The organism is Streptomyces sp. NPDC054770, from assembly GCF_053611985.1.
In genome coordinates, this window is the sequence record NZ_JBSHBL010000028.1 from 44,132 (window position 1) to 66,791 (window position 22,660).

Here is a 22,660-nt window from a genome sequence, read left to right on the forward strand (position 1 = left end):
CTAACGCTCCTGCTGGTGAGTGGGGCTCGGGAAGCTGCCGGTCTGCGGGCCGGTGCCGGCCTGCCTGCCCTGCGCGATACCCCGACGGAGATTGGTCAGCCGGCCGCGGACGTCATCAGGCGCACGCGAGACCTGCGGACCGGTGTGGTGCTGTTGCTGCTGCGCCGTGCCCGGGACGAGGTTCGCCCGGGGCACCCGGCGCGGCAGACCGGAGGTGGTGACACCGCCCGCCGCCGGCTGCCTTACACGCTCCGCCTGCCGGACGAGGTCGTCGTTCGGAGAGGTGCGCCAGGCTGCCTGGGCGGGACGCTGGGGGGCCGCGGCCGCGGGGGCCGGCGGCTGGGAGGGCACCGGCGGGACCGGCGGAACGGCCGCCGGGCCGTTGCCGTTGCCGTTGCTCTGGGCACGCTGCTGCTGCTCCTGCTGCTGACCGCCGTGGAACCAGTTGGTCTCCAGCGTGTCGTACAGCGGGGTACGGCCGTCACCGGGGCCGGTGGCCGGCGGCAGTGCCTCCGGCTCCTGGCGGACCGGCGGCGCGGGCGGGACCGGCGGACGCTGCGGCGCACCGTAGTCGACGCCGCGGCCGTTGGTCCCCGGACGCTCGAACTGACCGGTGTTGTGCTGGCCGTTGCCGCCCTGACCGTTGGCCGGGTAGCCGTTCTGGCGGCCGGGCAGGGAGTGCTGTCCGGTGGAGCCGTCGTAGGACGGCGCGGCGAACTGGCCGGTGGAGCCGTTGTCGTAGGCCTGCGGGGCGGCGAACTGCCCGGTGTTCTGGGAGCCGTTCTGCGGCCCGGTCGGCGCGCCGAAGACATCGGAACGAACGAACTGGCCGGAGTCCTGCTGGCCGTTGACGTTCGGACGCGGGAAGGAACCCGTGTCGTGCTGGCCGTTGACGTTCGGGCGGGGGAACGAGCCGGTGTCGTGCTGGCCGTTCAGGTTCGGGCGCGGGAAGGAACCGGTGTCCTGCGGGCCGGTGGTGCCCGGCCGCGGGAACGAACCGGTGTCCTGCGGGCCCGTCGTGCCCGGCCGCGGGAACGAGCCGGTGCCCTGCGTGCCGTTCGGCGTGTTGAAGTCCGGGCGCGGGAACTCACCGGTCGCCGGAGCCTGCGGGATCGCCGGCATCTGCGAGGTGGCGCCGAGGCCCTGCCGGTCGTCGATGCGGGGCATCGGCGCGGTGTGGGTCGGGTCCTGCTCGTCGTGGCCGCGCGGGGTGTCCAGCGAGGCGCGGGAGAGCGGCGGCTGGGCGTTGTCGTCGCTCCAGCTGGGCCGGCCCTGCGGGTTGCCGCCGGGCAGTTCGGCCCGCGGGCCGCCGCGCGGCGGCAGCGGGGGCTGACGGCCCGTGTCGGAGGAGTTCGCGGAGCGCTGCGGCGGGACCGGGGCGCGGTTGCCGAAGGCGTCCTGGCCGCCGAAGGAGTCCTGCGGGTTGCCGAACGCGTCCTGGTTGCCGAAGGCACCGGCACCCGCGTTCGGCCGGCCCTGCTGGCCGCGCGCGCCACCCGGCGCACCGGGACGGCTGCCGTTCGGACCCGCGCCGGGCAGCGCGGCCCGGGGACCCTGGCCGGCGCCGACCTGGCCGCGCGGACCCGCACCGGCACCGAGCAGCCCGCCACCGGAGGGGGCGCCGGAACCGAGGGCACCACCGCGTCCGCCGGCCGTACCGGCACCGCCGCCGAGCGCCGGGGCGGGAGCACCCGCACCGAGCGAACCGGCGCCGCCGCCCTGGCCGTTGCCCCGCCGGGCCGCGGCCGCACCGGCCGCTGCCTGCGCGGCGGCCGGACCGCCGGACGGCGCCGGGGCGCCGGGCTTGCCGGGAGCGGGCTTCTTGCCGCCCTGGGCGACGTCGACCGGGAGCATGACCAGCGCGGTCGTACCACCGGAGTCGGACGGGCGCAGCTGGATGCGGATGCCGTGCCGCTGGGACAGCCGGCCGACCACGAACAGACCCATGCGGCGGGAGACCGAGACGTCCACGGTGGGCGGCGAGGCGAGCCGCTCGTTGATCGCGGCGAGGTCCTCGGGGGAGAGGCCGATACCGGTGTCGTGGATCTCGATCAGGACGCGGCCGTCGGGCAGCGCGTGACCGGTGACCTTGACCTTGGTCTGGGGCGAGGAGAACGAGGTGGCGTTCTCAAGGAGCTCGGCGAGCAGGTGCACGAGGTCGTTGACCACGCGGCCGGCCACTTCGGTGGTCGGCACGGCGGCCAGCTCGATGCGCTCGTACTGCTCCACCTCGGACGCGGCGGCGCGGAGCACGTCGACCAGCGGGACCGGGCGGGTCCAGCGGCGGCCGGGCTCTTCACCGGCGAGAACCAGAAGGTTTTCACCGTTACGGCGCATACGCGTCGCGAGGTGGTCGAGCTTGAAGAGGGAGGACAGCTGGTCCGGGTCGGCCTCGCGGGACTCCAGTTCGGAGATGAGCGAGAGCTGACGCTGGATGAGGCCCTGGGAACGACGCGAGAGGTTGGTGAACATCGCGTTGACGTTGCCCCGCAGCATGGCCTGCTCGGAGGCGAGGCGGACCGCCTCGCGGTGCACGTCGTCGAAGGCCGCGGCCACCTGGCCGATCTCGTCCCGGGAGTGCACACCGACCGACTCCACGGACGTGTCGACGTCCTGCGGGTCGGACTCGGACAGCTGCTTGACCAGCTCGGGCAGGCGGTCCTGGGCGACCTTGGTGGCGGTCTCCTGGAGGCGGCGCAGCGAGCGGATCATGGAGCGGGCCACGATGAAGGCGCCGACCAGCGACACACCGAGGACCAGCAGGATCAGCGCACCGGAGATGATCGCTTCCTGCTCGGAGGAGGCCCGCAGCTCCCGGGCCTTCTGCTCCATGTCCTCGAGCAGCGTGTGCTCGATCTTCTTCATCTGGTCGATCTTGGTGGAGCTGTCGTCGACCCAGTCGAGGTACGAGCGCTTGCTGAGCTCGTTCAGACCGTTCTGGGCGCCGAGCGCACGCTTGGCGTAGGTGTCCGCGGACTCGATCGTCGGGTTGTTCCCGTCGATCGGGCTGAGCAGGTCGGCCGCGTTGCCGGCGTAGATCTTCCGGAAGATCGTCAGCTCGGAGGTCTCGCTCTCCTGGGCGGACTCGCCGTACAGGCGGTCGTTCTCGGAGAGGTCGCCGGTGCTCGTGCCGTTGGCGGGCAGGGCCGCGGCGATGACGGCGCGCTGCACGGACGCGTACTCCTTGGCGGTGGAGAACGCCGCCAGGGCGCGGGTGCGCTGGATCATCTCCGGGTTGCTGGAGGCCTGCGCCATGTCCTGGGAGAGGTCGATCAGCTGGGTGATCAGCCGGTGGTAGGCCTCGACCGTCTGGGTCGAGTTCTCCTTCTGCTGATAGGCGTCCTTGCGGATCTTCGCCAGGTCGTCCAGCTGGCCGGCCAGACCGACGAGGCTGTCGCGGACGCCCTGGAGCTGACCGTTCTTGCTCGCGGTGTCGATTTCCTCGGAGGCGTTGAGGAAGTTGTCGCGGGCGCGGTCGGTCTGGTCCTCGAGACCCTTGATCGCGGGGTTCGTGCTCGACCCGCCGTGCGCCAGCGGACCGGCCGTCTTGTCGCGCTCGGTCTGGAGCGCGGTGGCCAGCTCGGTCGCCTGCGTGGTCATGTCCGTCAGCAGCTGCATGTTGTCGAGCTGCTGGATGTCGTTGAGCGAGTCGTTGATGCGCACCGCGCCCAGCGTCGTCGCCGCCACCACGGGGAGCGCGAGCAGCGACACCAGGCGCGTGGAGATACGCCAGTTGCGCAGGGCTATGCGCGAGCCCGGGTTGGACGGACCCCTCGGGGGCCTGACGGTCGGAGTCGGTGCGGCGGCCGGCTGGGTGCCCGAAGACGCAGACACGGCGGGGCGCCCGGAGCGCTCACCGCCGTCACCACCACCGCCGGCCGGGGCCGGGCCCGGGTTCTGGGCGTGCTGGGGCGAGGAACCGCGGTCGGTCCCGCCGTGCGCCTCCGGCTCCGCCGAAGCGCTGCCATCCCTCTTGAATCGTCCCTGCACTAGCGTCGCAACCTCTGGACCAGGCGCCCCTCCGGAAACGGAAGGACACGGTGTCGGCGTGGTACGGAGAGCGCCCTGAATACGCCCCCTGATGGTCGTGAGTTTGACCGGCGCTGGCTCCCCCTGTCTCGCCGCCACACTCGGCGCTGCTGTGCGCCCTGCGCGCCGGCTCGATCCTGCGGCGGTCCGTGGAATTCCAGCACAGTGCCGGATCTCCAACAAGGGCCGTGGACCGAGCTGTGACCTCCGTGACAGCGTGTGAGTGACACGTTACGAGATGTGGAAGCCGATCGCGTACATAACGGACGTATGCCTGTCAGTCGATGGCGTGGGGACCGTGTCCCAGTCGCCATGATCAGGAGCGGAATGACAGCTTCAGTTCGCCAATGTCCGTTTCGTTGCGGTGAGTTGTCGGCCGGAAATGACCGCTTTGGGCCTCGCTTCGTGAGCAAACTCACACGCCCGTCACAGCCTCCTGGCGGCTTCCGCCGGGAATTCGATGTTTAGCCTGGCGCTTTACAAGAGGGAAGTCTCTGCCAACCCACACACGACGGGGTCCACTGCAACCGTGAAGACGACGATGATGTTCCGCAACATAGCCAACCCCCGGCGCACCACCCTCGCCCACCTCAAGGACGCCGAGGAGCTGCAGACCCCCGAACTGCCCGAGCACTCCCTCGACCTCCCCGCCCAGACCGCCAACCCCCGGCGCACGATCCTCATGGAGATCCCGGTGGGGACCTCGGTCGCGGAGTAGTACGGGACCCGGCCGCCGTTCACTCACCCACCCGGTCACCGGGTTATTCCGCGGCGGCCACCCCTTGCCGCGTTAGCCTGGAGCGTCAGACTCCAGCCGGCTCAGTGAGGGGCGCAAGGATCCCGTGCGCATCGCCAGGTTCTCCATCGACGGGAACGTCGCCTTCGGCGCCGTCGAGGGCGACAAGCAGGACGAACTCGTCCTCGACATCATCAAGGGCATTCCGTTCGCGGACTTCGAGCTCTCCGGTACGAAGGTCCCGCTGAGCAAGGTCCGCCTGCTCCCGCCGGTGCTCCCCAACAAGGTCGTCGCCTACGGCCGCAACTACGCGGAGCACGCGAAGGAGCTGGGCAACGAGGTCCCGGACGCCCCCTTCGCCTTCTTCAAGCCGTCCACCTCGGTGATCGGCTCCGGCGACGAGATCCAGTACCCCTCCTTCTCCCAGGACCTCCACCACGAGGCCGAACTGGCCGTGGTCATCGGCCGCATGTGCCGCGAGGTCCCGCGCGAGCGCGTGGCGGACGTGATCCTCGGCTACACCTGCGCCAACGACGTCACCGCCCGGGACGTCCAGAAGCGCGAGAAGCAGTGGGCCCGGGCCAAGGGCTTCGACACCTCCTGCCCGCTCGGCCCCTGGGTGGAGACGGACCTGGACCTCGCCACCGCCTCCGACCTGACGATCCAGCTCACGGTCAACGGCGAACAGCGCCAGCTCGGCCGGACCAGCGAGATGATCCACTCCATCGCGGACCTGATCGTCAACATCACCGAGGCCATGACGCTGCTCCCTGGCGACGTCATCCTCACCGGCACCCCGGCAGGGGTCGGCCCCCTCAGCGTCGGCGACGAGGTCGCCGTCACCATCGAAGGCATCGGCACTCTCACCAACAAGGTTGTCAAGCGTGGCTAGCGCACCCGTCCGCGTACGTTTCTGCCCCTCGCCCACCGGTAACCCCCATGTGGGCCTGGTCCGCACCGCCCTGTTCAACTGGGCGTTCGCCCGGCACCACCAGGGCACGCTCGTCTTCCGCATCGAGGACACCGACGCGGCCCGCGACTCCGAGGAGTCCTACAACCAGCTGCTCGACGCGATGCGCTGGCTGGGCTTCGACTGGGACGAGGGCCCCGAGGTCGGCGGCCCGCACGCGCCCTACCGCCAGTCGCAGCGCATGGACATCTACAAGGACGTCGCCGCCAAGCTGCTCGACGCCGGCCACGCCTACCACTGCTACTGCTCCCAGGAGGAGCTGGACAGCCGCCGCGAGGCCGCCCGCGCCGCCGGCAAGCCGTCCGGCTACGACGGCCACTGCCGCGACCTCACCGCGGAGCAGGTCGAGGAGTACAAGGCCCAGGGCCGTACGCCCATCGTCCGCTTCCGGATGCCCGACGAGACGATCACCTTCACGGACCTGGTCCGCGGCGAGCTGACCTTCACCCCGGAGAACGTCCCGGACTACGGCATCGTGCGCGCCAACGGCGCCCCGCTGTACACGCTGGTCAACCCGGTCGACGACGCCCTGATGGAGATCACCCACGTCCTGCGCGGCGAGGACCTGCTCTCCTCCACCCCGCGCCAGATCGCCCTCTACAAGGCGCTGACCGAGCTGGGCATCGCCAAGCAGACCCCGGCCTTCGGCCACCTCCCGTACGTCATGGGCGAGGGCAACAAGAAGCTCTCCAAGCGCGACCCGCAGTCCTCCCTGAACCTCTACCGGGAGCGCGGCTTCCTGCCCGAGGGCCTGCTCAACTACCTCTCGCTGCTGGGCTGGTCGCTCTCCGCCGACCAGGACATCTTCTCCGTCGACGAGATGGTCGCGGCCTTCGACATCGCCGACGTGAACCCCAACCCGGCCCGCTTCGACCTGAAGAAGTGCGAGGCGATCAACGCCGACCACATCCGGCTGCTGGACGTGAAGGACTTCACCGAGCGCTGCGCCCCCTGGCTGAAGGCCCCCTTCGCCCCCTGGGCCCCGGCGGACTTCGACGAGGCGAAGTGGCAGGCGATCGCCCCGCACGCCCAGACCCGCCTGAAGGTCCTCTCGGAGATCACCGAGAACGTCGACTTCCTGTTCCTGGCGGAGCCGGCCGAGGACGAGGCGTCCTGGACCAAGGCGATGAAGGAGGGCAGCGACGCCCTCCTGGCCACGGCCCGCGAGAAGCTGGAGTCCGCCGACTGGACCTCTCCCGAGTCCCTCAAGGAGGCCGTCCTGGCCGCCGGCGAGGCCCACGGCCTCAAGCTCGGCAAGGCCCAGGCCCCGGTCCGGGTGGCCGTCACCGGCCGCACCGTCGGCCTGCCGCTCTTCGAGTCCCTGGAGGTCCTGGGCAGGGAGAAGACACTGGCGAGGATCGACGCGGCCCTGGCGAAGCTGGCCGCGTAACGCCGGACCATGCGTGAGGGGCGGCACCCGGAACTTCCGGGTGCCGCCCCTCGGGCGTTCGTACTCGCTCATGACCGCGGTGTGCCAGTCTGTGAGGGTGATCAGAGCCGTGGTGTGGGACGTCGACGACACTCTCTTCGACTACACGAGTGCCGACCGCGAAGGCATGCGGGCGCACCTGGTGGCGGAGGGGCTGCTCGCGGGGTGGGGGAGTGCGGAGGCCGCGCTGGTGCGGTGGCGGGAGATCACCGACGCCCAGTGGGCGCGATTCTCCGCCGGCGAGGTGTCCTTCGAGGGGCAGCGCCGCGACCGGGTCCGGGTGTTCCTGGAGACGGAGCTGACCGACGCCGAGGCCGACGACTGGTTCCGCCGGTACCTGACGTACTACGAGGCCGTCTGGGCCCTCTTCCCGGACGTCCTGCCCGCCCTGGACGCCCTCGCGGCCGGGTACCGGCACGCCGTGCTCTCCAACTCCAGCCTGCACGTCCAGGACCGCAAGCTGCGCACGCTCGGTGTGCACGACCGCTTCGAGGCCGTCCTGTGCGCCGCCGAACTGGGCGTCTCCAAGCCCGCGGCCGGCGCCTTCCTGGCGGCCTGCGAGGCGCTGGAACTCCCCCCGCACCAGGTCGCGTACGTCGGCGACCACCCGGAGATCGACGGGCGCGGCGCCGCCGACGCCGGGCTGCTGTCGGTGTGGATCGACCGCCACGGACTGTCCGCGGGCCCGGCCACCAGCGCCGACGACCCGGTCGGCCCGCACCGGATCGCCTCCCTCGCCGAACTGCCCGCGATCCTCCGCGCCGATACCCGTTTTGGAGCCCCGTCCACCTTCAGGTAATGTTCTTCCTGCGCCGCCGGGGAGCGGGCCGAAAGGCCGGAACCGGAGGCGCGAAACTAGAACAAGGTCCCCTCAGGGGCTTGCGTTCCAGTGGCCTATGGTGTAATTGGCAGCACGACTGATTCTGGTTCAGTTAGTCTTGGTTCGAGTCCAGGTAGGCCAGCTCGCAGAGCTCATCTGCAAAGCCCCCGTTGTGTAGCGGCCTAGCACGCTGCCCTCTCAAGGCAGTAGCGCCGGTTCGAATCCGGTCGGGGGTACGGAGATCTTCCACGGATGATCGCTAGGGCCCCCGTTGTGTAGCGGCCTAGCACGCCGCCCTCTCAAGGCGGTAGCGCCGGTTCGAATCCGGTCGGGGGTACGAACTGGTCTAAACCATCATTGGTCTATGGTGTAATTGGCAGCACGACTGATTCTGGTTCAGTTAGTCTTGGTTCGAGTCCAGGTAGACCAGCTCGGATCTGCGGCGGTGCAGTTTTAAACGCTCGTAAGATCCATGCCCCCGTTGTGTAGCGGCCTAGCACGCCGCCCTCTCAAGGCGGTAGCGCCGGTTCGAATCCGGTCGGGGGTACATGAAGAAGGCCCTCCGCTTCGGCGGAGGGCCTTCTGCGTATGCGTACGGCGTTCTACTCGAAGCCGTAACGCCGGGCCGACTCCTCCTCCTGGGCCAGCCGGTGCAGTGCCTGGAGCATCGGCTCCACCAGCACCGCACTGGCCACCGCGGCCTCCGCCTTCTCCTCCTCCGACGGATGCGTCTCCAGGAAGTCCAGATCGGCGACGGCCGCCTGGTACATCAACTTCGCGCGCGGTACGAGGAGTTCGGCGTCCCAGTCGTAACCGAGCCGGCGGAACGCGGCCAGCGCGACCACCAGCCGGCGGTATGCGGGCGAGATCGTCGTCAACTGTTTGGCGTTCTCCCAGCCGAGGGTGTCGAGCAGGGCGTCGGCCTCCCGGTGCGCGGCCCGCACGTACTCGTCGTCCTCGTCCGGCTCCGGCAGCTGCGGCAGCGCCCACAGGGCGGCGCCCACCCGGATCGTGCGGCCCAGTGAGTCGTCGTCGACATGCCCCAGCACCTCGCGGACCGTCGCCACGGGGATCCGCCCCACCTGGATCATCGCCCGCACCAGCCGCAGCCGCCGCAGGTGCTCCTCGTCGTACTCCGCGGTCGTGGCGTTGACCTGGCGGCCCGGCGGCAACAGGCCCTCGCGCAGGTAGTACTTGATCGTCGCGGCGGACACCCCGCTGCGCTCGCTCAACTGGGCAAGCCGCATGTCTTGCGCGCCTCCTTGGTAAGTGCCACTATCCAAGCATCAGCAGAAGGATAGTGCTGCTATCCGACAGGCTTCCGGGGGTGTCGTTCCTCATGTTCGCCAAACCGATTCCGGGCCGTACGACCGCTGCTCGCGAGGGCGACGCGGTGGTCCTGCTCATCGGCATGCGCATCAACCACTTCTGGGCGGTCCACCAGTGGCTCCCGGTCATGCTGTCGATGTTCCGCATGCTGAAGGAGCTGGCGCGGGACCCCGGCCGGGGGCTGCTCGGCCGCGTCCTGCTGACGGCCTCGCCGCGGACGTACTACGTCGTCCAGTACTGGGAGTCGAAGGAGAAGCTGTACGCGTACGCGAGTTCGCCGGAGATGCTGCATCACGGGATGTGGAGCATCGTCAACCGCAAGGAGCGCGAGGGGAAGGTCCGCGGCCACGTGGGCCTGTGGCACGAGACGTACGTGGCGCCCGAGGGCGGGTACGAGTCGGTCTACTTCGACATGCCGGAGTTCGGCCTGGGCGCGGCGAGCGGAGTGCTTCCGCTGGAGCGCCGGGGACGCTACGGGAAGGACCGGTTCGCTTACCGGAGCGCCCCGTAGGGGCGCGGGGAACTGCGCGACCAGCCACGACGGCGCGGCAGACGGCGAACGGCCGGTGGGGGCAGACGCTGCGCCGTGGGAGCTTCGGGCGCGGGGCGAGTGCGGGTAGTCCGTGGCTGGTCGCGCCCACGCGGCGGAGCCGCATATCGATACAGTCCCGCGCCCCTGGGTGGGGAGAGTCCCCGGCGGAAAAAGTCCCGCCCTCTGAGAAGAGGCCTGCCGCGGCGTTGGGGCCGGCCTCTTTCTCGGGGGGCTGCCGGCTCTCAGCCGGAACGGCGCAGTGCCTCGGAGAGGCGGCCTGCCGCGTCGATCACGGCCTGGGCGTGCATGCGTCCGGGGTGGCGGGTCAGGCGCTCGATCGGGCCGGAGACGGAGACGGCCGCCACCACCCGGTTGGAAGGGCCGCGCACCGGCGCCGACACCGACGCCACCCCCGGCTCCCGCTCGCCGATGGACTGGGCCCAGCCGCGGCGGCGGACGCCCGAGAGGGCCGTCGCCGTGAAGCGGGCGCCCTGGAGGCCGCGGTGGAGCCGCTCGGGCTCCTCCCAGGCCATCAGGATCTGCGCCGAGGAGCCGGCCTTCATGGTCAGCGTCGAGCCGACCGGGACCGTGTCCCGAAGCCCGGACAGCCGTTCCGCCGCGGCCACGCAGATCCGCATGTCGCCCTGGCGGCGATACAGCTGTGCGCTCTCCCCGGTGATGTCACGGAGGTGCGTGAGCACCGGGCCCGCCGTCGCGAGCAGGCGGTCCTCGCCGGCCGCCGCGGCCAGTTCCGCGAGTCGCGGGCCGAGAATGAAACGGCCCTGCATGTCGCGTGCCACCATGCGGTGGTGTTCCAGAGCCACGGCCAGCCGGTGGGCCGTGGGTCGTGCCAGTCCGGTGGCTCCGACCAGACCCGCGAGGGTGGCCGGACCGGACTCCAGAGCGCTGAGGACAAGGGCCGCCTTGTCCAGAACGCCGACGCCGCTACTGTTGTCCATGCAACGATACTCACGTCTCACTCTGTGAAACGCAAGTTCAATTTTCCGTGGAACGCGCCACCCTGGAATCACACAGTGGCCCGCAGACCAACGGGCCCGGCGGCGGACGCCCGGAACCACGACTTCAGGGGCCCGGAGGACGGGCAGCCGCTTCCTCAAGATCTCTAGTTGGGCCGGTGCACGTCTGCCGGCCGGAGGGAAAGCGATGGGTAGGACACTCGCGGAGAAGGTCTGGGACGACCACGTCGTCCGGCGCGCCGAGGGCGAGCCCGACCTCCTCTTCATCGATCTGCACCTGCTGCACGAGGTGACCAGCCCGCAGGCCTTCGACGGGCTGCGCCAGAACGGCCGCCAGGTGCGCCGCCTCGACCTCACCATCGCGACCGAGGACCACAACACCCCGACCCTCGACATCGACAAGCCCATCGCGGACCCCGTCTCCCGCGCCCAGCTGGAGACGCTGCGCAAGAACTGCGCCGAGTTCGGGGTGCGCCTGCACCCGCTGGGCGACGTCGAGCAGGGCGTCGTGCACGTCGTCGGCCCGCAGCTGGGCCTGACCCAGCCCGGCACGACCGTCGTCTGCGGCGACTCGCACACCTCCACGCACGGCGCCTTCGGCGCGCTGGCGTTCGGCATCGGCACCTCCCAGGTGGAGCACGTGCTGGCCACCCAGACGCTGCCGCTGGCCCGCCCCAAGACCATGGCCATCACGGTCGACGGCGAGCTGCCCGAGGGCGTCACCGCCAAGGACCTGATCCTGGCGATCATCGCCAAGATCGGTACCGGCGGCGGCCAGGGCTACATCCTGGAGTACCGCGGCTCCGCCATCGAGAAGCTCTCGATGGAGGCCCGCATGACCATCTGCAACATGTCGATCGAGGCCGGCGCCCGCGCGGGCATGATCGCCCCCGACGAGACCACCTTCGCCTACCTCAAGGGCCGTGCCCACGCCCCCGAGGGCGAGGACTGGGACGCGGCGGTCGCGTACTGGAAGACGCTGAAGACGGACGCGGACGCCGAATTCGACGCCGAGGTGCACATCGACGCCGCCGCGCTCTCGCCGTTCGTCACCTGGGGCACCAACCCGGGGCAGGGCGCGCCGCTTTCTGCGGACGTCCCCGACCCGGCTTCGTACGAAGACGCTTCGGAGCGCTTCGCCGCCGAAAAGGCCCTGGAGTACATGGGGTTGGAGGCCGGTCAGCCGCTGCGCTCGATCAACGTGGACACCGTCTTCGTAGGCTCCTGCACCAACGGCCGGATCGAGGACCTGCGCGCCGCCGCCGAGATCCTCAAGGACCGCAAAGTCGCCGACGGCGTACGGATGCTGGTCGTCCCCGGCTCCGCGCGGGTCGGCCTGCAGGCCGTCTCCGAGGGCCTGGACGTGGTCTTCAAGGACGCCGGCGCCGAATGGCGGCACGCGGGCTGCTCGATGTGCCTCGGCATGAACCCCGACCAGCTGGCCCCCGGTGAGCGCTCCGCGTCCACCTCCAACCGCAACTTCGAGGGCCGGCAGGGCAAGGGCGGGCGTACCCACCTGGTGTCGCCGCAGGTCGCGGCCGCTACGGCCGTCCTGGGCCACCTGGCCTCGCCCGCCGACCTGTCCGACGCCGACGTTCGCACGCCCGCTGGAGTCTGATCAGCCATGGAAGCATTCACCACGCACACCGGCCGGGCCGTCCCGCTGCGCCGCTCCAACGTCGACACCGACCAGATCATCCCTGCTCACTGGCTCAAGAAGGTGACCAGGGACGGCTTCGAGGACGGTCTGTTCGAGGCCTGGCGCAAGGACGAGAACTTCATCCTCAACCGCCCCGAGCGGCAGGGTGCCACGGTCCTGGTCGCCGGCCCCGACTTCGGCACCGGCTCCTCCCGTGAGCACGCGGTCTGGGCGCTCCAGAACTACGGCTTCAAGACCGTGATCTCCTCCCGCTTCGCCGACATCTTCCGCGGCAACTCGCTGAAGAACGGCCTGCTCACGGTGGTCCTGGACCAGAAGATCGTGGAGGCGCTGCAGGAGCTCTCGGAGAACGACCCGCAGGCCGAGATCACCGTCGACCTGGAGGCCCGCGAGGTACGCGCCGAGGGCGTCACCGCCTCCTTCGAGCTGGACGAGAACTCCCGCTGGCGGCTGCTGAACGGCCTGGACGACATCTCCATCACCCTCCGGAACGAGGCCGACATCGCCGCCTACGAGGCCAAGCGGCCGTCGTACAAGCCGCGGACGCTCCAGGTCTGAGCCGGAGCCCGCTTCGGCCGGGAACCACCACATCTGAATACGGCTGGTTTCAGCCACCGCAACACCCCGCCTGTACCCCCGATCGCCACGATTGGGGGTACAGCCATGTCTGCACCCGAACGGGCGCTCGCGTTGTCGCAGGTCTTGCCAACTTCCCACGTTAGGGCGGATGTTGTCGGGGTAAGTGAGTGCTGTGTCCGTGGCTTCCGCAAGTGCCCGGAAGGCCATTTGAGGCGGCAGTTGCACCCTGCGCAGGCGACAACTCGCCCCAGATGGCACAATCTGTGCATGGAACACGACGGCCAACTCCAGCTCTATGCGGCGGTCGCGGGCCAACTCAAGGAAGCGCACACAAAAGTGCGCGCACTGCAAGTCCCGGAGGGCGTACGGATGGCGCTGACCCGGAAGCTGCTGGTCATTACGGCCGCGGCCAAACACGACGTGGCCGACGCGGCGCGGCGGCTCGAGCGGTTCAACGCGGACCTCGACGGGGGTCGATTCCCCGAAGAAGAACGCTGACCGGACCGTCCGAGACGACCGAGTCCGTTGCGGCACAAGGGTGATAAGCCCGTTTCGTGTTTGATTTGCGGTATATATCTGCCTAACGTGCGAAAAAGCTTGAACACATTCGTTCTGGCGATGTCTCCGAAGGGGAAGACGTGAACAAGGCGCAGCTCGTAGAAGCGATTGCCGACAAGATGGGCGGCCGCCAGCAGGCCGCCGAGGCTGTCGACCATGTCCTGGACGCCATCGTCCGCGCGGTCGTCGCGGGTGAGCGGGTCTCGGTCACCGGCTTCGGGTCCTTCGAGAAGGTGGACCGCCCCGCCCGCTACGCCCGCAACCCGCAGACGGGCGAGCGGGTTCGGGTCAAGAAGACCTCCGTGCCGCGCTTCCGTGCCGGCCAGGGCTTCAAGGACCTGGTGAGCGGCTCGAAGAAGCTGCCGCGCGGCGGCGAGGTCGCGGTCAAGAAGGCGCCCAAGGGCAGCCTGACCGGCGGCGCTTCGGCGACGGTCAAGAAGGCGGTGGCGAAGAAGACCACCGCCAAGAAGGCGACGGCGGCGGCGAAGAAGACCACCGCGAAGAAGGCGGTGGCCAAGAAGACCACCACCGCCGCGGCGAAGAAGACCACGGCGACGGCGAAGAAGACCACCGCCAAGAAGACCACGGCGACGGCGAAGAAGACGGCCGCGAAGAAGGCGCCGGCCAAGAAGGTCACCGCCAAGAAGGCGCCGGCCAAGAAGTCGACGGCGCGGAAGGCTACCGCCAAGAAGACCGCCGCGCGCTAGGGCGGGGCCCGCTGCAGGGCGGGGGCGGGACACTCACGCGACGGGCCGGACTCCCTTGGGGAGTCCGGCCCGCGGTGTTTTTGAGGGGCGGGTTGCGTTTCGGGCGCGGGCCGGTGGGGCTTCTCGCGCAGTTCCCCGCGCCCCTGACGGGGCGCCTACGCCTCAGAACGTTTGCAAGGTCACCAGGGTCACGCGAAAGCCCTCGCCTTCGCCCTCAGCCTCGATCCGTACTCGCTGCCCCGGCCTGAGCAGGCGCAGTCCGCCCGCCTCGAAAGCTGCCCCGTCGAACGGCACCGGTGTCCCGTCGTCCAGGAGGACCTGGCCGCTGTGCGTCTCGGGGTCGTACGTGTATGCGGTCGCCTGCATGAGCGCAGCCTACTGGTCCGGGATCAGGAGGCGGGCCGCCACCGCGGCCGTGCGGGGGCCCACGCCCAGGGCCAGGGCGGCGCGCAGGTCGGCGCCGGTGTCCACGTCCTGGCGTACCGAATCCACGCCCGCCAGGCGCAGTTCTTCGGCGCCCGAGGCGGCGTGCCGGGCGCGGGAATCCAGGCCGAATGCGGGCGCCAATTCATGACCGGGGGCCGCCGCCAGCAGGGTGGTGCCGATTGCCGCGGCATCCGGGAGAAAAGCGCGCGGGAATTCCGCGGCCGCATCGAGCACCCGGGCCAATTCCAGCGGGCGTACCGCCGGCAGGTCGGCGTTCAGGGCCGCCACGGGGCTTTCCGGACGCGATGCCCGGACGGTCGCCGCGCCGTGCCGCAGCGCCGCGTTGAGGCCGCTGCCCGGCGGGTCCGGGACGATGCGCGCACCCAGCGCCGACAGCTCGCGACCGGCCAGCGTGTCGTCCGTGACGACCGCCACATCCTTCACCGACTGGCAGGCCAGGGCCGCCGCCACCGTGTCCTGGGCGAAGGCCAGGGCCAGCGACGGACGCAGACCGTCCGCCGCGGTGTCCGCAAGCCTGCTCTTGGCCCGAGCCAGCGGCTTGAGCGGGATGACCAGGGTCCACTGCACAGTCGTACCGTCCCTCCCTTGTTGCCTCATTGTCACCCGGGCTCACGGGGTGGTGACGACGCCGAGGCGTACGGTGTTCTCGACAGGCCGGTGGGCCGGGGCCACACTTCTTCCCGATCCCAGACCGGGAAGAAGTCCTAGAGGAAGGTGTCCGCGTGCCCCGCCGGAGAATCGGCTTCTGGTACCGCTTCGCTGCGGTTCTCTGCAAACCTCCGCTGGTGGTTCTGATCAAGCGGGACTGGCGTGGAATGGAGAACATTCCGGCCGAGGGTGGATTTATCACCGCGGTGAACCACAATTCCCACATCGACCCCTTCGCCTACGCCCACTATCAGTACAACACCGGCCGCGTTCCGCGATTCCTCGCGAAGAGCGGCCTTTTCAAGAAGGGATTCGTCGGCGCCGCCATGCGGGGCACCGGCCAGATCCCCGTCTACCGCGAGTCCACCGACGCGCTCAGCGCCTTCCGGGCCGCGATCGACGCCGTGGAGCGCGGCGAGTGCGTCGCCTTCTACCCCGAGGGAACGATCACCCGGGACCCGGACCAGTGGCCGATGACCGCCAAGACCGGTGCCGCCCGCGTCGCCCTCCAGACCAGGTGCCCGGTGATCCCGGTCGCCCAGTGGGGCGCCAACGAACTGCTGCCGCCGTACGCGAAGAAGCTCAACCTGCTGCCCCGCAAGACGCACCACGTCCTCGCGGGCCCGCCGGTCGACCTCACGCGCTTCTACGGCAAGGACATGACCCAGGACGTCCTCAAGGAGGCGACCGAGGTCATCATGGCGGCCATCACCCGCCAGCTTGAGGAGATCCGCGGCGAGAAGGCTCCCGAGACCCCCTACGATCCACGCCAGGTGCGGATCGAGCAGCGGCGCCGGACGCGTGCGCAGAGCGGTCTGGAAGAGGAGAGCGGCAAGTGAGCAAGCCTGCCAAGGCGGCGGTCTTCAGCGCGGGTTCGTGGGGTACGGCCTTCGGGATGGTGCTCGCCGACGCCGGGTGCGAGGTCACTCTGTGGGCGCGCCGGGCAGAGGTGGCGGAGGCGATCAACTCCGGCCGTACCAACCCCGACTACCTGCCCGGCGTGGAACTCCCCGAGAACCTGCGGGCCACCACCGACCCCGCCGAGGCGGCCGACGGCGCCGACTTCACGGTCCTGTCGGTGCCGTCCCAGACCATGCGGGCCAACCTCGCCGAATGGGCGCCGCTGCTCGCGCCCCGCACGATCCTGGTGTCCCTCATGAAGGGCATCGAACTCGGCACCACCATGCGGATGAGCGAGGTCATCGCGGACGTCGCCAAGGTCGACCCGAACCGCACCGCCGTGGTCACCGGCCCCAACCTCGCCCGGGAGATCGCGGCCCGCATGCCGGCCGCCGCCGTGGTGGCCTGCACCGACGAGACGGTGGCCCAGCGGATCCAGGCGGCCTGCCACACGCCGTACTTCCGGCCCTACACCGAGACCGACGTGGTCGGGTGCGAGCTGGGCGGCGCGGTGAAGAACGTCATCGGTCTCGCCGTGGGCATCGCCGACGGCATGGGGCTCGGCGACAACGCCAAGGGTTCGCTCATCACCCGCGGCCTCGCGGAGACCGCGAGGCTCGGCATCGCCCTCGGCGCCGACCCGCTGACCTTCTCGGGACTCGCCGGGCTCGGCGACCTGGTGGCCACCTGCTCCTCCCCGCTCTCCCGCAACCACACCTTCGGCACCAACCTCGGCAAGGGCATGACCCTGGAGGAGACCATCGCGGTCACCAGGCAGACCGCCGAGGGCGTCAAGTCCTGCGAGTCGGTGGCGGATCTGGCCCGCCGGCACGGTGTGGACATGCCGATCACCGAGACGGTCGTGGACATCGTGCACGAGGGCAAGCCCCCGGTGGTCGCGCTCAAGGAGCTGATGTCGCGCAGCGCAAAGCCCGAGCGACGCTGAGCGAACCCCCCTGTTTTTTGCTCGTTCGCCTTCAGGGCGCCAAAGCCGGTGTCGAGACCACGATCGTGCTCAGCCCTTCGGGCCTCCGCGCGCTCGCGCCCTCGACACCGGCGCGCCCCTTCGGCTCACTCGCGCCCCGCCGACGCTGTCTCGGGGCCCTACCAACGGGTACTCTCAACGCGATATGAGCACCGAGAACCTCCCCCAGAGCCCTGAGCAGCCCGCTCGTAAGCCGCGTGTGGCCGTCGTGTTCGGGGGCCGCAGCTCCGAGCACGGGATCTCCATGGTCACCGCCGGCGCCGTCCTGAGCGCCATCGACCGGACCAAGTACGACGTCCTGCCGATCGGCATCACCCGGGAAGGCCGCTGGGTGCTCACGGCCGACGAACCCGAACGCATGGCGATCACCGAACGCCGTACCCCCGAGGTCGCCGACCTCGCCGAGTCCGCCGAGGGGGGCGTGGTGCTCCCCGTCGACCCCGCCAACCGCGAGGTCGTCTACAGCGAGCCCGGCTCGGTGCCCAAGGCGCTCGGCGAGGTCGACGTGGTCTTCCCGGTGCTGCACGGGCCCTACGGCGAGGACGGCACCCTCCAGGGCCTCCTGGAGCTGTCCGGCGTCCCGTACGTCGGCTCGGGCGTGCTCGCCTCGGCCGTCGGCCAGGACAAGGACTACATGAAGCGGGTGTTCGCCTCCTTCGGGCTCGCCGTCGGCCCGTACCTGGTGATCCGCCCCCGCGAGTGGCAGCAGGAGGAGTCCGCCGCCCGCAAGCGGATCGTCGACTTCGCCGGCGAGCACGGCTGGCCGCTGTTCGTGAAGCCCGCGCGCGCGGGTTCGTCGATCGGCATCACCAAGGTCGACGACCTGTCCGGCCTGGACGAGGCGATCGCCGAGGCCCAGTCCCACGACCCGAAGATCCTGATCGAGGCGGCCGTCCGCGGCCGTGAGATCGAGGTCGGCGTCCTGGAGTTCGAGGACGGCCCGCGTGCCTCGGTCCCGGCCGAGATCCCGCCGCCCTCGGAGCACGCGTACTACGACTTCGACGCCAAGTACATCGACTCCACCCCCGGCATCGTCCCGGCCCCCCTCACCCCCGAGGAGACCGCCGAGGTCCAGAAGCTCGCGGTGGACGCCTTCGAGGCCGCGTCCTGCGAGGGCCTGGTCCGCGCGGACTTCTTCCTCACCGAGGACGGCGGCTTCGTCATCAACGAGATCAACACCATGCCGGGCTTCACCCCGATCTCGATGTACCCCCAGATGTGGCAGGCGACCGGTGTCACCTACCCGGACCTCATCGACCGCCTCCTCCAGGCAGCCCTGAACCGTTCGACTGGCCTGCGCTAGAAAACGCCCCGAGCTGAAGCGCCCCGTCAGGGGCGCGGGGAACTGCGCGAGCAACCACTGACGACCCGTAGCCGACAAGCGACCTTGAGTCCTACGGCGCTTAGTCGGCAATCCCTTCCGGCACCGCTTTTTTGACGGCAGGCGCCAGACTCACCAACGGCGCCATGCCATCCCCGGTCCGCCCCGCGGGAATCGTCACCTCGACGTACGCCTTCCGCAACGTCGTGGTGAACCGAAACGATTTGTCGGCCCGCTGCTCCAGCAGCCACCCCACCCCGTTCACCTCCACCCCGTCGGCTTCCGGGTCGGCCATCTTCGCGGGTCGCGAAACACCGCAGCGCAGTATGATCGCCGGGTCGCCGCCCCAACCGGCGGTCAGCGCGGAGGCCGGTTCCGGATCCCGTCGGCCCAGCTTGTCGACCTTCGCCGGCAGTACCCGGTCAAGGCGATCGCAGAGCGTCGCAACCGCCCCGCCCGGACTGGGAACCGTCGCCGACGGGGCGTCGTCTGCTGATGAGCAGCCCGCTGCCGCGATCATCAGCACGGCGAGCGCGGGCAGACCGGACGGCCGGTGACGGAAGAAGTTCACCGGCCAAGGGTAGACGGGGGCTACAGATGGACGACCGGGCAGGTCAGGGTGCGCGTGATGCCGTCCACTTGCTGGACCTTCGCGACCACCATGCGACCGAGTGCATCGACTGTCTCGGCTTGCGCGCGCACGATGACGTCGTACGGTCCTGTCACATCCTCGGCCTGGATGACTCCGGGGATCTTGCTGATCGTCTCGGCGACGGTCGACGCTTTGCCGACCTCCGTCTGGATCAGGATGTACGCCTGTACCACGGAACCTCCAGGGCGGCCACGAGGATCATGTGGGGAAAAGGAACGCCACGGTATCGCGTCGCCGCACACCGCGGGGAGACCTGCGCGGACAGGGGCTTGCGCGCCAGGGTGCAGGCACGACACAAGTTGACGGTCACCTCGACCGTATCCAGGACCACGGTGACGCGCGAGCGGGCCCGGCAAGGCAGAGAAGGGGCGTAAGGGCAATGAAGGGCACTGTTGGTGAGCTGGGGGAGTTCGGGCTCATCAGGGAGCTCACCTCCCGTCTCACCACCACTCCGGCGGTCCGGGTCGGTCCCGGCGACGACGCCGCGGTGGTCGCCGCGCCCGACCGCCGGGTGGTGGCGAGCACCGACATCCTGCTGGAGGGCCGGCACTTCCGCCGGGACTGGTCCACGGCCTACGACGTGGGCCGCAAGGCGGCCGCACAGAACCTCGCGGACATCGCCGCCATGGGTGCCGTGCCGACCGCCCTGCTGCTCGGCCTGGTGGTGCCCGCCGAGCTCCCGGTGACCTGGCCCAGCGAGCTGATGGACGGCCTGCGCGACGAGTGCCAGGTGGCCGGCGCCTCGGTGGTCGGCGGCGACGTGGTCCGCGGCGACACGATCATGGTGTCGATCACCGCGCTCGGCGATCTGCGCAACCAGGAGCCGGTCACCCGGGCCGGCGCCCAGCCCGGCGACCTGATCGCCGTCACGGGCTGGCTGGGCTGGTCCGCGGCCGGCTACGCGGTGCTCTCCCGCGGCTTCCGCTCGCCGCGGGCGTTCGTGGAGGCGCACCGCCGCCCCGAGCCGCCGTACCACGCGGGCCCGGCCGCCGCCGCCCTCGGCGCCACCGCGATGTGCGACGTGAGCGACGGGCTGATCGCCGACCTCGGGCACATCGCCGAGGCCAGCAAGGTGCGGATCGACATCCGCTCCGGCGCGATCGACATCCCGACCCAGATGAACGACATCGGCCAGGCAGTCGGCGTCGACCCCATCCAGTGGGTGCTGACCGGGGGAGAGGACCACGCGATCGTCGCCACCTTCCCGCCGGACGTGAAGCTGCCCGCCCGCTGGAAGGTCATCGGCGAGGTCCTGAACCCGTCGGCGCTGCCCCAGGTGACCGTCGACGGGGCACCCTGGACCAGCAAGGGCGGCTGGGACCACTTCGGGGACATCGAGTCATGAGCCTGCCGCGCGTGCTGACGGTCGCGGGTTCCGACTCGGGCGGCGGGGCCGGGATCCAGGCCGACCTGAAGACCATGCTCGCGCTGGGCGTGCACGGCATGAGCGTGCTCACGGCGGTGACCGCACAGAACTCCGTGGGCGTGCAGGGCGCCTGGGAGCTGCCGGTGGCGGCCGTCCGGGCCCAGTACCGGAGCGTGGTCGACGACATCGGGGTCGACGCGGTGAAGACCGGGATGCTCGCCACGGCCGAACTGGTCGAGACGGTGGCGGAGTTGATCGCCGGTACCGACACCCCCGTGGTCGTCGACCCGGTCGGGATCTCCAAGCACGGCGACCCGCTGCTCGCCGACTCCGCCCTGGACTCGGTCCGCACCCGGCTCCTCCCGCTGGCCACCGTCGCCACCCCCAACCTCGACGAGGTCACCCAACTCACCGGCGTGCGCGTCGAGTCCGAGGCGGATCTGCGCCGGGCCGCGGCGGCCGTGCTGTCGTACGGCCCGACCTGGGTGCTGATCAAGGGCGGGCACCTGCCCGGCGAGGCCGTCGACCTGCTCACGGACGGCACGGACGAACTCCTGCTGCGCGCCCCCCGGCACGACAACCGGCACACCCACGGCACGGGCTGCACCCTCGCGTCCGCGATCGCCGCGCAGCTCGCGAAGGGGCAGTCCGTGCCGGAGGCGGTCACGGCGGCCAAGGAGTACGTCACCGGGGCGATCGCGGCCGGGTTCGCGCTCGGCGCCGGGATCGGTCCCGTGGACCACGGCTGGGCCCTCAGGCCCGGGACAGCGCCGGGTACTCCCGCAGCTTGATGCCGGTGGCCGCCTTCTCGGTCAGCCGCTTGAAGAAGCGGGCCATCGGCCGCGAGGCGAGCACCCGGTACATCCGGTCCCGGGCGCGGATGCGCCGCTCGGTCGGCGGGGCGAAGAACGGGCCCGCGTTCCCGGAGATCTTCTGGCAGCCTTTGGCGAAGTCCCGGATCCGGGACTCGTACTCCGCGAAGGCGGTACGGAAGTCACCGCCCGCGAGGGCCAGTTCACCGGCGAGGACATAGGCCCCGACGATCGCCACGCCGGTCCCCATCCCGCCCATGGTCGCTCCGTACCCGGCGTCCCCGAGCAGTGCCACCCGCCCCTTCACCAGGCGGTCGACATGGATCTGCGCGATCGCGTCGAAGTACAGGTCGTCGGCCTCTTCGAGGGCCTTGAGGACGGCCGGGGCCTCCCAGCCCATCCCGGCGAAGCGGTCCGCCAGAATCCGCTTGACCGCCGTGACGTCCCGGCGGTCGTACGACAGCTCCTCGGACCGGAAGACCAGCAGCGCGCCCGCTCGGTCCGGGTCGCCGTCGTAGTTGCCGAGGACGAACGCGCGGCCGGGCTCGCTGTAGACGCGGCCGGTGCGGTCCAGGCCCAGATGGTTGGGGATGTCGAAGCCGGCCACGTAGTGGTCGAAGAAGCGCAGGTAGCGGGACTCGTCGCCGAAGACGAGCCGACGGGTGTTGGAGTGCAGTCCGTCGGCGCCGACGACCAGGTCGAAGCGGCGGGGCGCGCCCTTGTCGAAGGTGACGGCCACGCCCTGCGGGTCCTCCTCGACGGACGCGATCGAGTCGCCGAAGACGTACTCGACGTCGTCCCTGGTGCGCTCGTACATGATCTGCGCCAGGTCCCCGCGGGGGATCTCCACATCGCCGCTCATCAGCTCGGCGGGCAGGTCGACGCGCGGGCTGCCGTCGGCGTCGACGACCGTCTGGCGTCCCATGCGGGTCTGGCGGGCGTGGATCTCGTCCCAGATGCCCATCGAGGTCAGGACCGTGCGGTGGACATGGCCGCGGAAGTCGACCGCGAAGCCGCCGCCGCGCAGGCCGGCCGCCTTCTCGACGACGGTGACGCGGGCGCCGAGCCGGGCGAGGTTGAGGGCGAGGGCGGGCCCGGCGACGCTGGCGCCGGAGATCAGGACGCTGAGGTGTGCGAGGTTCTCGGTCGTGTGCTGGGCCGTGTGCTGGGCCGTGTTGTGCGTCGTGTTCTTCGTCATGCGAG

General features: G+C 70.4%; 22 protein-coding genes and 5 tRNA genes. 19 read left to right on the forward strand and 8 right to left on the reverse strand.

Annotated features, from left to right (window positions below; genetic code table 11):
- Positions 1–3,990: a nitrate- and nitrite sensing domain-containing protein gene (locus tag ACWGKQ_RS24005; protein WP_453293987.1), complete on the reverse strand. Its 3,990-nt coding sequence runs from the start codon at positions 3,988–3,990 to the stop codon at positions 1–3.
- 568 nt (positions 3,991–4,558) lie between these two features.
- On the opposite strand from ACWGKQ_RS24005, the gene ACWGKQ_RS24010 reads away from it, so the two are divergent.
- From ACWGKQ_RS24010 to ACWGKQ_RS24050, 9 genes are all read left to right on the forward strand, one after another.
- Positions 4,559–4,747 (forward strand): hypothetical protein, encoded by a 189-nt coding sequence (locus ACWGKQ_RS24010; protein WP_453293988.1) that lies wholly within the window; start codon positions 4,559–4,561, stop codon positions 4,745–4,747.
- Positions 4,748–4,871: 124 nt separating this feature from the next.
- Positions 4,872–5,657 carry a fumarylacetoacetate hydrolase family protein gene (locus ACWGKQ_RS24015; RefSeq protein ID WP_453293989.1) on the forward strand — a complete coding sequence of 262 codons (786 nt, stop codon included), beginning with the start codon at positions 4,872–4,874 and terminating at the stop codon, positions 5,655–5,657.
- Complete coding sequence (gene gltX, locus ACWGKQ_RS24020) at positions 5,641–7,125, forward strand: glutamate--tRNA ligase (protein ID WP_453293990.1); 1,485 nt, start codon at positions 5,641–5,643, stop codon at positions 7,123–7,125. The genes ACWGKQ_RS24015 and gltX overlap by 17 nt, the downstream gene beginning before the upstream one ends.
- A 70-nt stretch (positions 7,126–7,195) precedes the next feature.
- Entirely contained in the window at positions 7,196–7,963 is a 768-nt protein-coding gene (locus tag ACWGKQ_RS24025; RefSeq protein WP_453294041.1) for an HAD family hydrolase, read from the forward strand.
- A gap of 91 nt (positions 7,964–8,054) precedes the next feature.
- Positions 8,055–8,126: transfer RNA gene (locus tag ACWGKQ_RS24030), tRNA-Gln, on the forward strand.
- A 21-nt stretch (positions 8,127–8,147) separates the two neighbouring features.
- Positions 8,148–8,220 (forward strand) — tRNA-Glu (locus ACWGKQ_RS24035).
- Positions 8,221–8,248: 28 nt separating this feature from the next.
- A tRNA-Glu gene (locus tag ACWGKQ_RS24040) sits at positions 8,249–8,321 on the forward strand.
- Positions 8,322–8,342: 21 nt separating this feature from the next.
- Positions 8,343–8,414: transfer RNA gene (locus ACWGKQ_RS24045), tRNA-Gln, on the forward strand.
- 44 nt (positions 8,415–8,458) lie between these two features.
- Positions 8,459–8,531 (forward strand) — tRNA-Glu (locus tag ACWGKQ_RS24050).
- A 55-nt stretch (positions 8,532–8,586) separates the two neighbouring features.
- Here ACWGKQ_RS24050 and ACWGKQ_RS24055 read toward each other — a convergent pair.
- Complete coding sequence (locus tag ACWGKQ_RS24055; protein WP_453293991.1) at positions 8,587–9,231, reverse strand: MerR family transcriptional regulator; 645 nt, start codon at positions 9,229–9,231, stop codon at positions 8,587–8,589.
- Between the two features lie 92 nt (positions 9,232–9,323).
- Between ACWGKQ_RS24055 and ACWGKQ_RS24060 the strand changes: the two genes are divergently transcribed.
- Positions 9,324–9,824, forward strand: a complete 501-nt coding sequence (locus ACWGKQ_RS24060) for a DUF4188 domain-containing protein (protein ID WP_453293992.1) — start codon at positions 9,324–9,326, stop codon at positions 9,822–9,824.
- A 263-nt stretch (positions 9,825–10,087) separates the two neighbouring features.
- Here the strand turns inward: ACWGKQ_RS24060 and ndgR are convergent, their stop codons facing one another.
- On the reverse strand, positions 10,088–10,804 hold the full coding sequence (gene ndgR, locus ACWGKQ_RS24065) for an IclR family transcriptional regulator NdgR (RefSeq protein WP_046590279.1): 717 nt from the start codon (positions 10,802–10,804) through the stop codon (positions 10,088–10,090).
- 205 nt (positions 10,805–11,009) lie between these two features.
- Here ndgR and leuC point away from each other — a divergent pair, with 205 nt between their 5' ends.
- The 4 genes from leuC to ACWGKQ_RS24085 all read left to right on the forward strand — a co-directional run bounded on the left by leuC (position 11,010) and on the right by ACWGKQ_RS24085 (position 14,326).
- Positions 11,010–12,440: a 3-isopropylmalate dehydratase large subunit gene (leuC, locus tag ACWGKQ_RS24070; RefSeq protein ID WP_453293993.1), complete on the forward strand. Its 1,431-nt coding sequence runs from the start codon at positions 11,010–11,012 to the stop codon at positions 12,438–12,440.
- Positions 12,441–12,446: 6 nt separating this feature from the next.
- Positions 12,447–13,040, forward strand: coding sequence for a 3-isopropylmalate dehydratase small subunit (gene leuD, locus ACWGKQ_RS24075; RefSeq protein WP_453293994.1), 594 nt, complete (start codon positions 12,447–12,449; stop codon positions 13,038–13,040).
- Positions 13,041–13,328: 288 nt separating this feature from the next.
- The gene (locus ACWGKQ_RS24080) at positions 13,329–13,559 is read left to right on the forward strand and encodes an SCO5555 family protein (RefSeq protein WP_189264089.1); all 231 of its coding nucleotides are present in this window, start codon (positions 13,329–13,331) and stop codon (positions 13,557–13,559) included.
- A 140-nt stretch (positions 13,560–13,699) separates the two neighbouring features.
- Positions 13,700–14,326, forward strand: a complete 627-nt coding sequence (locus tag ACWGKQ_RS24085; protein WP_453293995.1) for an HU family DNA-binding protein — start codon at positions 13,700–13,702, stop codon at positions 14,324–14,326.
- 162 nt (positions 14,327–14,488) lie between these two features.
- On the opposite strand, the gene ACWGKQ_RS24090 is transcribed toward ACWGKQ_RS24085, so the two are convergent.
- Complete coding sequence (locus ACWGKQ_RS24090; protein WP_453293996.1) at positions 14,489–14,692, reverse strand: hypothetical protein; 204 nt, start codon at positions 14,690–14,692, stop codon at positions 14,489–14,491.
- A 9-nt stretch (positions 14,693–14,701) separates the two neighbouring features.
- Entirely contained in the window at positions 14,702–15,340 is a 639-nt protein-coding gene (cofC, locus tag ACWGKQ_RS24095; RefSeq protein WP_453293997.1) for a 2-phospho-L-lactate guanylyltransferase, read from the reverse strand.
- Between the two features lie 155 nt (positions 15,341–15,495).
- On the opposite strand from cofC, the gene ACWGKQ_RS24100 reads away from it, so the two are divergent.
- The 3 genes from ACWGKQ_RS24100 (at position 15,496) to ACWGKQ_RS24110 (ending at position 18,609) form a co-directional block, all read left to right on the forward strand.
- Positions 15,496–16,260 carry a lysophospholipid acyltransferase family protein gene (locus ACWGKQ_RS24100; protein WP_453293998.1) on the forward strand — a complete coding sequence of 255 codons (765 nt, stop codon included), beginning with the start codon at positions 15,496–15,498 and terminating at the stop codon, positions 16,258–16,260.
- Entirely contained in the window at positions 16,257–17,267 is a 1,011-nt protein-coding gene (locus ACWGKQ_RS24105; protein WP_453293999.1) for an NAD(P)H-dependent glycerol-3-phosphate dehydrogenase, read from the forward strand. Before ACWGKQ_RS24100 ends, ACWGKQ_RS24105 begins: the two co-directional genes overlap by 4 nt.
- A gap of 184 nt (positions 17,268–17,451) precedes the next feature.
- The gene (locus tag ACWGKQ_RS24110) at positions 17,452–18,609 is read left to right on the forward strand and encodes a D-alanine--D-alanine ligase family protein (RefSeq protein WP_453294000.1); all 1,158 of its coding nucleotides are present in this window, start codon (positions 17,452–17,454) and stop codon (positions 18,607–18,609) included.
- Positions 18,610–18,709: 100 nt separating this feature from the next.
- Here the strand turns inward: ACWGKQ_RS24110 and ACWGKQ_RS24115 are convergent, their stop codons facing one another.
- Entirely contained in the window at positions 18,710–19,198 is a 489-nt protein-coding gene (locus ACWGKQ_RS24115) for a DUF3515 domain-containing protein (protein WP_453294001.1), read from the reverse strand.
- A 20-nt stretch (positions 19,199–19,218) separates the two neighbouring features.
- Positions 19,219–19,452, reverse strand: coding sequence for an Lrp/AsnC family transcriptional regulator (locus tag ACWGKQ_RS24120; protein WP_387001931.1), 234 nt, complete (start codon positions 19,450–19,452; stop codon positions 19,219–19,221).
- 206 nt (positions 19,453–19,658) lie between these two features.
- On the opposite strand from ACWGKQ_RS24120, the gene ACWGKQ_RS24125 reads away from it, so the two are divergent.
- Both ACWGKQ_RS24125 and thiD read left to right on the forward strand, forming a co-directional pair.
- A complete protein-coding gene (locus ACWGKQ_RS24125) occupies positions 19,659–20,624 on the forward strand; it encodes a thiamine-phosphate kinase (RefSeq protein WP_089098531.1) in 966 nt (321 codons plus the stop codon).
- A complete protein-coding gene (gene thiD / locus ACWGKQ_RS24130) occupies positions 20,621–21,436 on the forward strand; it encodes a bifunctional hydroxymethylpyrimidine kinase/phosphomethylpyrimidine kinase (RefSeq protein WP_453294002.1) in 816 nt (271 codons plus the stop codon). Before ACWGKQ_RS24125 ends, thiD begins: the two co-directional genes overlap by 4 nt.
- On the opposite strand, the gene ACWGKQ_RS24135 is transcribed toward thiD, so the two are convergent.
- Positions 21,399–22,655: an FAD-dependent monooxygenase gene (locus ACWGKQ_RS24135; protein WP_453294003.1), complete on the reverse strand. Its 1,257-nt coding sequence runs from the start codon at positions 22,653–22,655 to the stop codon at positions 21,399–21,401. The two genes, thiD and ACWGKQ_RS24135, sit on opposite strands and share 38 nt — an antisense overlap.
- Positions 22,656–22,660: the final 5 nt, after the last annotated feature.